Here is a 14,259-nt window from a genome sequence, read left to right on the forward strand (position 1 = left end):
ACCTCAGCGGTCGATGCCGATCAGCCGCCCGACCACGCGGCGGCGCGTCGGTTCCAGCCCGTCGAGCCAGACCTTGAGATCGGAGAGCGGCGCGAGCGGTCGCGCGCCCTCCGGCGGCTCTTCGCCGATCAGCCGGTAGATGTTCTCCCACAGGCAGAGATAGTCGACCGTGTGGTCCTCGACCCTGCCACCGTTCAGCCCCGCCGCCGTCAGCACCTGATGGAAGACCTGATCGCCGGCGACGGCGATCTCCTTCGGCTGCGCCGCGAAATGGTGCAGCAGGTGGTAGGAACCGGCGAGGAAGAAGAAGCAGTTGGTGTCGATGTCGGTCTCACTGACCCGGATCGGGATCAGCGACCCGTCCGGCCGGCGATAGATCCGCCGCGCCATCACCCAGTCGCAGTCCTGCCCGATCTCGGCGGCACGCGCGAGACAGGCCTCGACGTGGTTCGGCTCCAGCCAGTTGTCGGCATCGAGCCAGCAGATCGCGTCCCAGTCCTCGGAGATCGCCAGCAATGACCCGACCCCGCGCGGCGTGTTGCCGTAGTCGCCATGCGCCCGGTCGAGCTTGACGTGACGAAGCCCCGCCTCGTCGATCCACGCTTGCGGGAACCCGTCGGCGACCAGCATCTGCTCGACGATGGCGAGCCCCTTGGCCGCCGCCGTCTGGGCGCGGACCGAGGCGATCGCCTTCTCGATCATCGCCCGGTCTTCCTTGTGGTAGGCGGTGATCACCAGCACCCGCGGCGGCCCGACCCGCGAGGGCAGCGGCTCCGGCTCGTTCTCCGGCCGGCGGAAGGGAATGCCGACCCGGCGCGACACCAGGAGGCGCTCGCGGTCGGTCAGCGTCCTCAGCCAGCGGTCGACCACCGAATAGTCGGCCGACGGCTTGGCATCCGCCGGCGGCATCTCGCCGATCGCGCGGTAGATCGCCTCCCACAGGCACAGATAGGCGACGGTCGGAAAGCCCACCACCGCCACCTTGAGCCGCGCCCCCTTGAGCACGGCGAAGAACAGCCGGTCGCCGATGATCGACATCTGTCGCGGGATCGCCGCGAAGTGATGGACGAGGGGAAACGACCCCGGCAGGAAGAAGAAACAGTTGGTGTCGACGTGGTTCTCGATCGGCTCGTCGGCGATCTTGATGACGCTCTCGTCCGGCCGCCGCATGGTGCGCCGGGCGATGACGTAGTCGACCGCCTCGCCGCGCGCCTGCGCCCCCTTCTCCGCCGCGTCGAGACAGGCCTCGACGTGGCCCGGCTCGTACCAGTTGTCGGCGTCGCAGTAGCAGAAGGCGTCGTAGCCCTCGACGATGGCGAGCGCCGAGCCCACCCCGCGCGGCGTGTTGCCGTAGTCGCCGTGGCCGCGATCGAGGCGGACGTGACGCACGCCCGCGCCGTCGATCCAGTCCTGCGGGTGGCCGTCGGCGACCAGCATGTGATCGACGATCGCCCGCCCCTTCGCCGCCGCCGTCTGGGCCGCGACCGACCGGATGGTGCGCTCGATGAGGGCGCGCTCTTCCTTGTAGTAGGCGGTGATCACCAACACGCGGGGGACGGCGACCGTGCCCGTGGTTCCGTTCGTCTCGCTCAAGACCGCTCTCCCGAATCGCGTTTCGGGCAGTCTAGAGCGAAGCGGCGCGGGTGGTCGGAAAGATCGCGGCTCACCGCACCAGTTCGCGCGCCGCCCGGTCGAGCCCCTCGAGGGTGAGCGGGAACATGCGATCGCCCATCAGCCGCTTCACCATGCCGATCGACGGGGTGTAGCCCCACCAGTCCTCGGCGGTCGGGTTGAGCCAGACGCATTTGGGATAGACCGTCGTCACCCGATCGATCCAGGTGGCACCCGCCTCCTCGTTCCAGTATTCGACCGAGCCGCCCGGGTGCGAGATCTCGTAAGGGCTCATCGACGCGTCGCCGACGAAGATCACCTTGTAGTCGGCGGCATATTTGTGCAGCACCGACCAGGTGTCGATCTTCTCGGAACTGCGCCGCTCGTTCTTCTTCCACACGAAGTCGTAGAGACAATTGTGGAAATAGAACCACTCCATGGTCTTGAACTCGGTGCGGACGGCCGAGAACAGCTCCTCGCAGACGCGCACGTGGTCGTCCATCGAGCCGCCGACGTCGAAGAAGACGAGCAGCTTCACCGCATTGCGCCGCTCCGGCCGCATCTGCACGTCGAGGAACCCGTGTTCCGCCGTCGCCTTGATCGTGCCGTCGAGGTCGAGCTCGTCGTGGGCGCCGGTGCGGGCGAAACGACGCAGGCGCTTGAGCGCCACCTTGATGTTGCGCGTGCCGAGTTCGATCGAGGCGTCGAGATCCTTGAACTCCCGCTTGTCCCAGACCTTCACCGCGCGGCGGTGGTGGGACGTGTCCTGCCCGATCCGCACGCCTTCGGGATTGTAGCCATGGGCACCGAAGGGCGAGGTGCCGGCGGTGCCGATCCACTTGTTGCCGCCCTGATGGCGCTCCTTCTGTTCGGCGAGCCGCTGTTTCAGCGTCTCCATCAGCTTCTCGAAGCCGCCGAGCGCCTGGATCTTCGCCTTCTCCTCCTCGGTCAGGAACCGTTCGGCGAGCTTGCGGAGCCACTCCTCCGGGATCTCGGCCTCGGTCGCTTCCGACATCAGGTCGAGGCCCTTGAAGACGTGACCGAAGACGCGATCGAACCGGTCGAGGAACTTCTCGTCCTTGACCAGACAGACGCGGGCGAGATGGTAGAAATCCTCGACCCGCTTCTCGGCGAGATCCTTCTCCAACGCCTCCATGAGCGTCAGATATTCCCGCAAGGAAACGGGAATCCCGGCCGACTTCAGTTCGGTGAAGAAGGTGATGAACATATCAAGTCACTCATCCGCCGAATTGATAACATCGTCGAACATCCCTCCATATGTGCTCCGAAGGCGGCGTGCCCAATTCTCATAGAGTGACCGATCTTTAATTTCCCTGAGACAAAGTAAAATATTAACAACTATGCCGATCGTGTTATCGTGAAAATATCCAACAGATGAAGAGTTAATATCAAAACTCTCTTCAAGAACGGCCATTGCCTTATGAAAATCACCAATATCAATCAATAATTTTGCATAGAAATTCAAATCTCTTGCAACAAAGTTATGTTTTTCGCCATATTTTTTCTTATCATAGTCGATTAAACTATCAAATACAACACGAGACTCTTCAAATTTACCGTTCAATCTTAGAGACTCAGCAAGTCCATTTAGCAAGTAGGAGTACACAGATGAATCCGTGTCGCCGCCATCGATCGCCAACGCGTCCCGATACCGGACCTCAGCGGCAGAATAGTTCCGCTCAACAATATCACAGTTTGCAATACAAATCAGAGTGACGATATAGTCACTTGAATTGCGAGCTCCAAGAGCAGAAATAGTGCGTTGAGCATCTAATAAATTTGCTCTGGCAGAAACTAAATCACCCAAATTATACTGAATAGCGCCAATGCTCGAAATGCAACGCGCATATTCGATTGATTCCCTGCCGTGCGACTTTACGACAAGATCACACAAATCATTGAGCAAAGAAAATGACTCATCAAAAAGACCCGCGATAGAAAGCGCATTTGCCGCAACTCGCAGAGAATCTTCTTCCGGGGAAATGTATGCAGAAATAGCGTATGCTCTTGCTGCTCTTCGCATATCCCCGCGTTGACCGTACAAAATCCCAAGGCCATAATAAGCGCTCGCGATGGCAGAAACACCGCTAGCTGGCTTATGAATCAGCTCTTTAAATTGGAGCTCCGCCCTATCAAGGTTCCCATTTTTAAGATCATCAACCGCTTGCGTTAAAGCATCTCGCTTCAAATCATCGTCGACAGCCCCAGCCTGAGCTGACAATCTCTCAAAATTACCTCGCATTTCTTCATAAGATTTCTGCACATCCGAAAGTCTCAGAAGCAAGCTGTCTCTCTCTTTAACTAAAGAGGAATTATCCGCATCAATCGATTGCCTTATTTTCTTTTCGATCTCAACTTCCCGCGCCTTCAGCCGCTCCTCATACTCGCTCAAGCTCATATACGAGCCCGGGGAGTGATTGTTCACATTTATTACGTTTCCAGAAGAATTTCTCGTCGAGATCTTTAAAATAACACCAACAATAAATACAAATACAGCTGCAACGGAGGAAATTATTTCAAATCGCGAAAAGCCAACAACATCTCTCGCAGCATCCACGAGCTCAAAAAAGTACTTCATCATGGCCGTATCCTTGGAAATTCATTTTGAATAATATTACAAGTCCCCCACCTTCACCACCCGGCAGAAATCCGCCGCCAGCGTCGCGACATGCGCGCGGAAGATCTCTTCCGCCGGGATGATCCCGCCGCCGAGCGCGTCGGGGAGGTCGGAGCAGTCGCAGGCGTCGGCCACCATCACCATCTCCCAGCCCATGTTCGCACCGGTGCGGATGGTGGTCGAGACGCACATGTCGGCCGCCCAGCCGAAGCAGACGACGCGCTTGGCGCCCAGCCGGCGCAGACGCAGGTCGAGATCCGTGCCGATGAAGGCGGAATTGACCGATTTCACCACCAGAGCCTCGCCCTCGCGCGGCTCGAAGCCGGGGCGCAGCGCGTAGCCTTCGTGGCCGGGGCGGAACCAGCTCTCCGGCTCGACCGAGGCATGCTGCACGTGGACGATCGGCAGCCCCTTCTCCCGCCACAGCGCCAGGAGCTTCAGCCCGTTGGCGTCGAGCGCCGGATTGCCGCGGCGCGGCCGGCCGGGCAGGTCGATCGCCTTCTGCATGTCGATGGGAAGAAGCACGGCGCCGTCGAAGTCGAACATTGGGATCTCCTCGTCTCGCACGAAGACTAGCGCGACCCGCGCCGCGCGGCGACCGTCCGCGTGCAGGGCAGACGCGCCCCTTCCCCTTGCCCCGCCGCCGCGCCATGTTGGACCGACATCCCGAAGGAAAGCCATGCGCAAGCTCGCCCCTCTCCTCCTCGCCGTCCTCCTCGCCGGCACGCCCGCCGGCGCCGCCTCGCTGCCGGCGGTCGAGGGCACGCGCGGCATGGTCGTCTCGGCCGATGCGCTGGCCTCCGCGGTCGGACGCGACATCCTGGCGGCGGGCGGCAACGCCGTCGATGCGGCGGTGGCGGTCGGCTATGCGCTGGCGGTCGTCGACCCCTGCTGCGGCAACATCGGCGGCGGCGGCTTCCTGACGCTGCGGCTCGCCGACGGCACCGCCCATTTCCTCGACTTCCGCGAGACCGCCCCGGCCGCGGCCCATGCCGACATGTATCTCGACGCGAGCGGCGAGCCCATCAAGGCCGCGAGCCTCGACGGCTGGCGGGCGAGCGGCGTGCCCGGCACCGTCGCCGGCCTCGACCACGCGCTGACGCGCTGGGGCACACTGCCGCGCGACAGGGTCATGGCGCCGGCGATCCGGCTCGCCCGCGAGGGCTTCGTCGTCGGCCGCGCCCGCGCCGACATCCTCGCCCGCGGCGCCCCGCGGCTCGCCCCCGATCCGGAAGCCGCCCGCATCTTTCTCGCCCCCGGCGGCGGCCCGCTCGCCCCCGCCGATCGCCTGACCCAACCCGATCTCGTCGCGACGCTCGAGGCCATCGCGAAGGACGGCCCCGACGCCTTCTATCGCGGCCCCGTGGCCACCGCCGTCGAGCGCGCCATGGTGACGAACGGCGGCACGCTGCGCGCCGCCGACTTCGCCGCCTATGCCGCCAAGGAGCGCGCGCCCGTCCGCTGCACCCATCGCGACCTCGAACTGATCACCGCACCGCCGCCGTCCTCGGGCGGCCTCACGCTGTGCCTGATGCTGAACGTGCTGGAGGGCTGGGACCTCGCCGCGTCGGGCTGGCACGGCGCCGAGACCGTCCACCGCATGGTCGAGGCGATGCGCCACGCCTATTTCGACCGCAACCGCCTGCTCGGCGATCCGGACTACGTCGCGGTTCCGGCCGAGCGGCTCTTGTCCAAGGACTATGCCGCTGCGCTTCGCGCCCGCATCGAGGCGAAGGGCGTCGAGCCCTCCGCCAACCTCGGCGACGCCTCCGCCCCGCACGAGAAGCCGGAGACGACGCATTATTCGGTGGTCGACGCCGCCGGCAACGCGGTCGCCGTGACCTACACCGTCAACGGTCTCTTCGGTGCCGCCGTGGTGGCGCCCGGCACCGGCTTCCTCCTCAACGACGAGATGGACGACTTCACGGTGAAGCCGGGTGCGGCCAATCTCTTCGGCCTCGTCCAGGGCGCGAAGAACGCCATCGCGGCCGGCAAGCGCCCGCTCTCGTCGATGACGCCGACCATCGTGACGAAGAGCGGCCGGCTCTTCCTCGTGCTCGGCTCGCCCGGCGGCTCGCGCATCCCGACGACGGTGCTCGAGGCGATCCTGAACGTCGCGACCTTCGGCATGCGCCCGCGCGAGGCGGTGAACGCACCGCGCATCCATCATCAATGGCTGCCCGACACGATCGTCCACGAGCCCTTCGCGCTGTCGCCCGATACGATCGCGATCCTGAAGGCGCGCGGCTACACGCTGACGGCGCAGTCGCCCTGGGGCGCGGCCGGCCTGATCGAGATCGCCCCGACGGAGGGCGAAGCGGCGACGGCGTCTTCGGGCAACGACGCGGCACTGTCGGGGGCGCTCACCCCCGGCCGCGTCTACGGCGCCAGCGACGACCGTAGGCCGGCGGGTGCGGCGGCGGCGGAGTGAGGTCGGATACCGGCGGTCCCGGTAGGTCGAACCTGTCGCGGAGGACCTTCATGCTGAGGTGCCCGACAACGTCGGGCCTCGAAGCGCGAAGGTCCGAGTGGCGAGGCCCGTCATGGCTTCGCCCTTCGAGGCCCGGCCGGTGGCCGGGCACCTCAGGATGAAGCCGAACAGAGAGCAGCGAGCCGAAGCCTCGAGATTCACCTCGAAACGCAAGAGGCCGCCCCGAGGGCGGCCTCTCGATGATCACAACGTCGGAACGTCCGGGCCTTCGCCCCTCACTGCACGCCGAGCTTCTTCTGCAGCGAGGTCGACGAGGTCGTGTACTGGAAGACGATGCGCTTCGACGGATCGACGATCTTCTTCGCCGCCTGCGCCATCAGCGCCGCCTCGTGGAAGCCCGAGAGGATCAGCTTCAGCTTGCCCGGATACCAGTTGATGTCGCCGATGGCGAAGATGCCGGGCTCGTTGGTCTCGAACTTCTCGGTGTCGACGGCGATCAGGTTCTCGGTGAGGTTCAGACCCCAGTTGGCGATCGGGCCGAGCTTCATGGTGAGGCCGAAGAACGGCATCATCCGCGTCGCAGGCACGGTGACCGTCTCGCCGTCGTTCTTCTTGACCGCCACGCCCGAGAGGTTCGTGCCGTCGCCCTCGAGGCCGGAGACCTGACCGATCACCATGTCGAGCCTGCCCTCGGCGACCAGCTTGCGCATCTGCTCGACCGAATGGGGCGCGCCGCGGAACTCGTCGCGACGGTGGACGATGGTCACCCGCTCGGCGATCGGCTGGAGATTGAGCGTCCAGTCGAGCGCCGAGTCGCCGCCGCCGACGATGACGATCTTCTGGTCACGGAAGGCGTCCATCTTGCGCACGGAATAGAAGACCGAGGTGCCCTCGTAGCTCTCGATGCCGGGCACCGGCGGCCGCTTGGGCTGGAACGAGCCGCCGCCGGCGGCGATCACCACCACCTTGGCCGAGAACTCGGTGCCGGCATCGGTGCCGACCAGGAACGAGCCGTCGGCCTGCTTCTCCAGCTTCTCGACCTGCTGGCCGAAGTGGAAGGTCGGGCCGAACGGGCGGATCTGCTCCTGCAGCTTCTCGATCAGCTCCAGTGCGCCGATCGTCGGATAGGCCGGGATGTCGTAGATCGGCTTCTCCGGATAGAGCTCGGCGCACTGGCCGCCGGGCTTGTCCAGAATGTCGATCAGATGGCACTTGAGGTCGAGCAGACCCAGCTCGAACACGGCGAAGAGGCCGACGGGGCCCGCTCCGATGATGACGACGTCGGTGGTGATGCGTTCGGACATGGGTCGGTTCCGTGAGGTTTGCGGGCCGCGACGGCGGGAAGACGGATGTTCGTCGTCTTCCTAGTCCCCGTCGCGCGCACCTGACAAGGAAAGCGTTTCCACGCGAGGCCCGTGGCGGCGAAAGCCATGCTCCGCCGATGTCACGCCTGCCGTTCGGGAACGTGCACGATCAGACCGTCGAGGTCCTCGGTGACCTTGATCTGGCAGGACAGGCGCGACGTCGGCTGCACCTGCCAGGCGAAGTCGAGCATGTCCTCTTCCATCGGCTGGGGATCGCCGGTGCGGGGGTACCAGGCCTCGTCGACATAGACGTGGCAGGTGGCGCAGGCGCAGGCGCCGCCGCATTCCGCCTCGATGCCGGGCACGCCGGCGCGCACGGCCGTCTCCATGACGGTCGCGCCGATCTCCGCCTCGACGGTGATCTCTTCCTGACGATAGGGAACGAAGGTGATCTTGGTCATGAAGGTCTCGGCGCAGCGTCGGATGGGGCCTGCGCCGGCCGAAATCGCTGCATTTTCGGATGTCTTCGGCGGCGCGCGTTCCCACATGGCCGGATCACGCCCGCCCGTCAAGTCGAAGCGGCGCGTCGCAGCCGGTCGAACCGCCGTGCGGTCCCCGAAATCCCTCAGGCGATCGCGGCGACGAAGGCGCGGACCTCCTCGAAGGCCTCGGCGAGTTCGCCGATCGCGCGGCCTGCGTCCGCGTCGCTCTCGATCGCGTCGGCGAGCCGCGCCATGCGCCCCGCCCCGACGCCGAGCGCCGACCCCTTCAGCCGATGGGCGAGCGCCCGCCGCTCGTCCGCGTCCGAGGCGGCGATGGTCTCGATGAGCACCCGCGACTGGGCGACGAAGAGGCGCAGGATCTCGCGCTCGAGCGCTTCCGATCCGAAGGTCTGACGGGCCAGATGGACGAGATCGATCGGCGCGGTCCGGTGCGTGGAACGCCTCTCGCCCGTGAACGCCGCCTCGCGCACCGCCGCTTCCATCGCCATGATCGTCCCTCCGGCTCCTCGCCCTGCCGAAAGGATGCCCCCACATTCGCCGCCGCCGGGTTAAATCGAGAGGCCGCGACACCACCCCGGGGCAACCGATCGGAAACGAAGTAAACGCGAGGTTGACGCGCTTACCCGACGGCAGATCCCGGCCGTTTCGCGTCATCCACTGCTCCGGGCCGCGGATTGCATGGTCGGCGTTAACCCTGATGGGCAAAAAACCCCGGCGGCGGTTTCCTATTCGTTAATGTCCCGTTACCATTCAGATGCGGCATGGACTCTGGAGAGGCGCGTCCCCACTCGAGCGGGGGCGACTTTCTTCGACCCCGGAAGACGCGACCGGAACGGGACGAGCGGAGCGGATGCTCGACCCGGATCGGTCAAAGGCGATCGACCGAGACCTTGCCCGGAACGTCCGCGGCGGCGCGGGCGACCGGGGTCCGGCAGGTACGGCGTACGGAAACGAGGCACTGACCATCATGGGCACCACTCCCAACAAGTCGATCGACCCCGTCGAGGCGGCACTCTCGGCGGTCGAAGAGGCGCTGAAGAACGATCTCGTCGATCTCGGCGAGAACGCGAGCAGCAGCGCCGCACCGGTGGTCAAACCGGAGCAGCGCGCCGATGCCGCTGCCGAACGCCTCGGCCGCTCGCTGGAGGCCGCCCTCGAAGAACCCGCCCCGGCCGCCCGTCAGGTCGCCGAGCCGCGCCGCACCGCCGAGGCCGCGCCTCAGGCCACCCCCGGCCTGTCGCAGCCGCGCGCCGCCGCCAACGACGATCGTCGCACCACGCTGACCATCGCCCAGGCGCTCGACCGTCGCCCCTCCAACACGCCCTTCGTCTTCGCCGCCCTCGTCTCGATCGTCTGGATCGCGGTCGCCGGCTGGCTGTTCTGGTCCTTCCTCTCGTCGGTCCCGGCGGCGGAAGGCGGCGCGACGCTGCGCGATCCGCGCGCCATCGCCGCGGTCGCCGGCATCGTCCTGCCGGTCCTGCTCGTCTTCGCCTTCGCCACGCTGGTGCGCCGCGCGCAGGAACTGCGCATGACCGCCCGCTCGATGACCGAGATCGCCCTGCGTCTCGCCGAGCCCGAGACCAACGCCCAGGAAGCCGTCGTGTCGGTCGGCCATGCCATCCGCCGCGAGATGGCGGCGGTCGGCGACGGCCTCGAGCGCGTCGTCGCCCGCGCCGGCGAGATCGAGGTGCTGGTGCACAACGAAGTCTCCCAGCTCGAGCGCGCCTACGGCGAGAACGAGCTGCGCATCCGCTCGCTGATCGAGGAGCTGGTCAACCAGCGCGAGGCGATCGTCAACAATTCCGAGCGCGTCCGCGCCGCCATCACCGGCGCCCACGAGGGCCTGTCGGGCGACCTGCTGTCGACCCGCGAGCGCATCGTCGAGGCCGCGACCGAAGCTTCGCAGCACCTGCTCTCCAACCTCGGCTCCAAGTCCGAGGAGATCAACGCGACGCTCGAGAAGACCGTCGGCAACGTCGTCGAGCAGCTCGGCGGCCAGTCCGGTCGCGTCATCGAGACGCTGACATCGACCGGCCGTTCGGTCTCCGAGACCATCGCCTCCGCCGGCCAGATGGCGGCCGAGACGCTGTCGGTGAAGGGCTTCGAGCTGACCGACACGCTCAACCGCACCGGCGACGAGCTGATCGCCAACCTGACCGACCGCACCGAACTGCTGACCGAGACCGTCCGCTCGATGGGCGACACGCTGTCGGTCACGCTGGCCGACCGCACCGACCATCTGGTGACGACGCTGGCTGCGCATTCCGAGCAGGTCACCGGCAATCTGTCGAAGACCGGCGCGACGCTGGTCGAGAACCTCTCGGCGACCGGCTCCAGCCTCACCGACAGCCTGTCGGCCACCGGCAACGTCATCGCCGAGACGATCGCCGCCCGCGGCGACGCGGTGAACCAGGCGCTCAAGGTCTCGGCCGTCGAGATCGGCGAGCGCCTGTCGCAGACCGGCGGCGAGGTGGTCGATTCGATCTCCGAGCGCGCGGCGGAAGTCGCCGACGCGCTGAAGTCGACCGGCCAGTCGCTGGTCGTCGACATGTCGCTGCGCGGCGCCGAGATCACCGACCGTCTCGACGAGACCGGCTCCAAGATCGCCGAGACCATCTCCACCCGCGGCGGCGACCTCGCCGACCGTCTGTCGGAGACCGGCGAGAAGATCTACCAGTCGATCGTCGTCCACGGTTCGGACCTCGAGAACCGCATCGCCGGCACCGGCCGCGAGATCGAGGGCCTGCTGGCGACCCAGTCGGCCAACTTCAAGACCAGCCTCGAGTCGACCCTGACCTCGGTCGGCTCCGACCTCGCCGGCCGCACCGCCGACCTCGCCGAGCGCCTCGTGCGCGCCGGCACGGAGGCCGCCCATCTGGTCGCCGGCCAGGGCGAACAGGTCGCCGAGCGCATGGCCGACGTCGGCCAGACCATCGCCGGTCAGGTCGACAGCCTGCGCGACATCGTCGACGTCCGCGCCGCCGGTCTGGTGGAGGCCATCGGCAGCCGCACCGACAGCATCCGCGACATCGTCGAGAACCGCCTGACCACCGCCACCGACGTGCTCGACGGCAAGATCGAGGGCCTCACCGAGATGATCGACGGCCGCATCGAGGCCGCCGGCCGCACCATCGGCGAGCGCATCGAGGGTGTCACCCTCGACCTCGACCAGCGCGCCACCGCACTCGGCGAGACGCTCGACGGCCGCGCCCGCAAGATCGACGAAGCGCTCGACATGCGCGGTCGCATCATCGCCGGCAACCTGATGGATCGCACCCGCGACATCGCCCAGACCTTCATCGACGGTCAGGCGCAGATCTCCGCGGTGTTCGACGACCGTCTGTCCGACGTCGGCCGCACGCTGGCGGCCCGCGCCGAGGAGGTCGGCAGCCACCTCGCCGACCGTGTCGCCGAGATCAACGGCACGCTCGGGGCCCGTCTGGTCGAAGTCTCCGGCACGCTCGACGAGAGCGCCCGCCGTATCGAGACCATCGCCACCGAACGCACCGCCGCGATCGCCGACCAGATCGGCCGCACCACCGCCGAGGCGACCGCCGCCCTCGACCAGCGCACCGCGCACGTCGCCGAGGCGATCGGCCGCACCGCGGCCGAGGCGACCGCCGTCCTCGACGAACGCACCGCCTTCATCGCCGAGACCATCGGCCGCACCACCGCGGAGGCGACCGCCGCCCTCGACGCCCGCACCGCCAACCTCGACCGCATCGTCGGCGACCGCCTCGAGGGCGTCGCCTCGGCGCTCGCCGAGGAATCGCAGCGCATCACCCACCAGATCGCCGGCACGCTGGAAGGCGCCGCCCGCCACGTCGCCGACGCCACCCAGGCGCTCGAGCACGTCGTGGTCGGCCGCGCCGGCGACATCGTCGGCGAGCTCGACGCCCGCACCCAGGCGATCGCCGAACTGGTCGAGACCCGCGGCGGTCAGCTCACCGAGACCCTCGCCCAGCGCACCGCCGAACTCGCCGGTCGCGCCGAGAGCGCCTCGAACCTGCTGTCGCAGGCGATCGACGGCAAGGTCGGCGAGATCGAGCAGCGCATCGATCAGGCCCGCGGCATCATCGTCGAGGCGCTGGACCGCAAGGGCCGCGACCTCACCGAGGCCGTCGCCCGCCAGGGCATCGAGGCCACCCGCGTCGTCTCCGACGTGCGCGAGCGTCTGAGCCAGGACGTCGGCACCCTGCTGGAACGCCTGACCGAAGCCAATCTCACGCTGCACGGCGTGATGAACCGCGCGGCCGAGAACCTCGACCTCGTCGAGAAGAACCTCGGCGGCCGCACCGACGAGGCGCGCATGGTGCTCGAGCGCACGCTCGGCGAGACCCGCAGCGTGACCGAGGCGATGGCCGGCCAGATCGCCACGCTGAAGGACAGCGTGATGGGCGACGTCTCCGAGCTCGCCCTGCGCTTCGAGACCCAGACCCGCACGCTCAACGACGCCGTCCATCTCATCGGCGACGCCAACCGCGCGCTCGAGACCACCGTCGAGGAGCGTCGTCAGGCGCTGGAGAGCCTCGCCGCCGGCCTGTTCGAGAAGACCCGTTCGGTCGAAGGCCTGATGAACGGCTTCACCAGCCTCATCGCCGACACGCTGAACACCGCCGAGGCGCGTGCCCGCGACGTCGGTGCCGCCCTCACCTCCTCGGCCGACGAGGCGATGCATCGCGTCGTCTCGCAGCTGGAGACGATGCGCGACACCGCCGGCACCGAGGGCCAGCGCTCGGCCGAGGCCCTGCGCACCGCCCAGGAGGCGATGATCGGCGAGATGACGCGTGCGGTCTCCGAGACCACCGCCCGCTTCGCCGACGCCACCGAGAAGATGCGCGAGGCCGCCCGCATCATGCAGGCCGAACTCGAGGCCACCCGCGGCGAGCTGCGTCGCGGCGTCCTCGAACTGCCGGAAGAGACCGAGAAGTCGACCGCCAACCTGCGCCGCATCGTCACCGACCAGCTGCGCGCCCTGTCGGAACTGTCGAGCCTCGTCGGCCGTCAGAACGCCCATCTCGACGTCTCGCGCAGCGCCGCCGCGCCGGCGCCCCGTGCCGCGGCGCCCGCCGCGGCGCCGGCCCCCGCCCCGGTGGCCGAACCGTCGCGCTGGGAGGCCCCGCGCCGTCCCGCCGCCGCGGCGGTCGCCGAGAACCAGTGGGCCGAGCCGCGTCGTGCCGAACCGGCGCCCGCGCCGCAGCCGCCGGCCTACGGCAGCTACGCCCGCACCGCTCCCGCCCCGACGCCGGCACCCGCCACCGAGGAGCCGGTCGAGGCCGGTCGCGGCGGCTGGGTCTCCGACCTGCTGCGCCGCGCCTCGCGCGACGAGGAGCCGGCCGCGCAGTCCTGGGGTCGCGGCGGCGCCGCCTCCACCGGCGACAATCTGAACGCGCTCGCCGGCGACATCGCTCGCGGCATCGACGATGCCGCCTATGCCGACGCGTGGGAACGTCACGATCGCGGCGAACGCGCCGCCTTCTCCCGCCGTCTCTACACGGTGCAGGGTCAGCAGACCTTCGAGGAGATCCGTCGCAAGTACCAGCGCGACACCGATTTCCGCACCGCCGTCGACCGCTACGTCGGCGACTTCGAGACGCTGCTCGACGATGCCGGCCGCTCGCGCGATCCCGACGTCGCCCGCACCTACCTCGCCTCGGACACGGGCAAGGTCTACACCATGTTCGCCCACGTCGCCGGCCGCCTCGGCTGAGCGCGACGACGGGTGACGCCATGAAATCGAGAGGGAGGGCCCGGTGCCCTCCCTCTTTCGTT

9 protein-coding genes are annotated in these 14,259 nt (G+C 67.3%); 2 read left to right on the forward strand and 7 right to left on the reverse strand.

Annotation, left to right across the window (positions count from 1 at the left end; all coding sequences use genetic code 11):
* Positions 1 to 3: 3 nt before the first annotated feature.
* The 4 genes from ACT53U_RS03260 to ACT53U_RS03275 all read right to left on the reverse strand — a co-directional run bounded on the left by ACT53U_RS03260 (position 4) and on the right by ACT53U_RS03275 (position 4,795).
* Positions 4 to 1,593, reverse strand: a complete 1,590-nt coding sequence (locus tag ACT53U_RS03260; RefSeq protein ID WP_476152686.1) for a hypothetical protein — start codon at positions 1,591 to 1,593, stop codon at positions 4 to 6.
* Positions 1,594 to 1,663: 70 nt separating this feature from the next.
* Entirely contained in the window at positions 1,664 to 2,839 is a 1,176-nt protein-coding gene (locus ACT53U_RS03265) for a vWA domain-containing protein (protein ID WP_476152687.1), read from the reverse strand.
* 6 nt (positions 2,840 to 2,845) lie between these two features.
* Positions 2,846 to 4,213 (reverse strand): tetratricopeptide repeat protein, encoded by a 1,368-nt coding sequence (locus ACT53U_RS03270; RefSeq protein WP_476152688.1) that lies wholly within the window; start codon positions 4,211 to 4,213, stop codon positions 2,846 to 2,848.
* Positions 4,214 to 4,246: 33 nt separating this feature from the next.
* Complete coding sequence (locus tag ACT53U_RS03275) at positions 4,247 to 4,795, reverse strand: cysteine hydrolase family protein (RefSeq protein ID WP_476152689.1); 549 nt, start codon at positions 4,793 to 4,795, stop codon at positions 4,247 to 4,249.
* Between the two features lie 133 nt (positions 4,796 to 4,928).
* On the opposite strand from ACT53U_RS03275, the gene ggt reads away from it, so the two are divergent.
* A complete protein-coding gene (gene ggt / locus ACT53U_RS03280) occupies positions 4,929 to 6,680 on the forward strand; it encodes a gamma-glutamyltransferase (protein WP_476152691.1) in 1,752 nt (583 codons plus the stop codon).
* Positions 6,681 to 6,955: 275 nt separating this feature from the next.
* On the opposite strand, the gene ACT53U_RS03285 is transcribed toward ggt, so the two are convergent.
* From ACT53U_RS03285 to ACT53U_RS03295, 3 genes are all read right to left on the reverse strand, one after another.
* Positions 6,956 to 7,984, reverse strand: a complete 1,029-nt coding sequence (locus ACT53U_RS03285; RefSeq protein ID WP_476152692.1) for an NAD(P)/FAD-dependent oxidoreductase — start codon at positions 7,982 to 7,984, stop codon at positions 6,956 to 6,958.
* A gap of 140 nt (positions 7,985 to 8,124) precedes the next feature.
* Positions 8,125 to 8,445 carry a 2Fe-2S iron-sulfur cluster-binding protein gene (locus ACT53U_RS03290; protein ID WP_476152694.1) on the reverse strand — a complete coding sequence of 107 codons (321 nt, stop codon included), beginning with the start codon at positions 8,443 to 8,445 and terminating at the stop codon, positions 8,125 to 8,127.
* Between the two features lie 164 nt (positions 8,446 to 8,609).
* Positions 8,610 to 8,975, reverse strand: coding sequence for an Hpt domain-containing protein (locus tag ACT53U_RS03295; RefSeq protein ID WP_476152696.1), 366 nt, complete (start codon positions 8,973 to 8,975; stop codon positions 8,610 to 8,612).
* Positions 8,976 to 9,454: 479 nt separating this feature from the next.
* Between ACT53U_RS03295 and ACT53U_RS03300 the strand changes: the two genes are divergently transcribed.
* Positions 9,455 to 14,197 carry an apolipoprotein A-IV repeat region-like domain-containing protein gene (locus tag ACT53U_RS03300; RefSeq protein WP_476152698.1) on the forward strand — a complete coding sequence of 1,581 codons (4,743 nt, stop codon included), beginning with the start codon at positions 9,455 to 9,457 and terminating at the stop codon, positions 14,195 to 14,197.
* Positions 14,198 to 14,259: the final 62 nt, after the last annotated feature.

Source organism: Pinisolibacter sp. DMC19, assembly GCF_056313985.1.

What these genes read in the sequence shown, in the direction of transcription:
- ACT53U_RS03290 (WP_476152694.1), bottom strand. Translation starts at nt 8,445, where the DNA reads ATGACCAAGATCACCTTCGTTCCCTATCGTCAGGAAGAGATCACCGTC.
- ACT53U_RS03270 (WP_476152688.1), bottom strand. Translation starts at nt 4,213, where the DNA reads ATGATGAAGTACTTTTTTGAGCTCGTGGATGCTGCGAGAGATGTTGTT.
- ACT53U_RS03265 (WP_476152687.1), bottom strand. Translation starts at nt 2,839, where the DNA reads ATGTTCATCACCTTCTTCACCGAACTGAAGTCGGCCGGGATTCCCGTT.
- ACT53U_RS03275 (WP_476152689.1), bottom strand. Translation starts at nt 4,795, where the DNA reads ATGTTCGACTTCGACGGCGCCGTGCTTCTTCCCATCGACATGCAGAAG.
- ggt (WP_476152691.1), top strand. Translation starts at nt 4,929, where the DNA reads ATGCGCAAGCTCGCCCCTCTCCTCCTCGCCGTCCTCCTCGCCGGCACG.
- ACT53U_RS03295 (WP_476152696.1), bottom strand. Translation starts at nt 8,975, where the DNA reads ATGGCGATGGAAGCGGCGGTGCGCGAGGCGGCGTTCACGGGCGAGAGG.
- ACT53U_RS03300 (WP_476152698.1), top strand. Translation starts at nt 9,455, where the DNA reads ATGGGCACCACTCCCAACAAGTCGATCGACCCCGTCGAGGCGGCACTC.
- ACT53U_RS03285 (WP_476152692.1), bottom strand. Translation starts at nt 7,984, where the DNA reads ATGTCCGAACGCATCACCACCGACGTCGTCATCATCGGAGCGGGCCCC.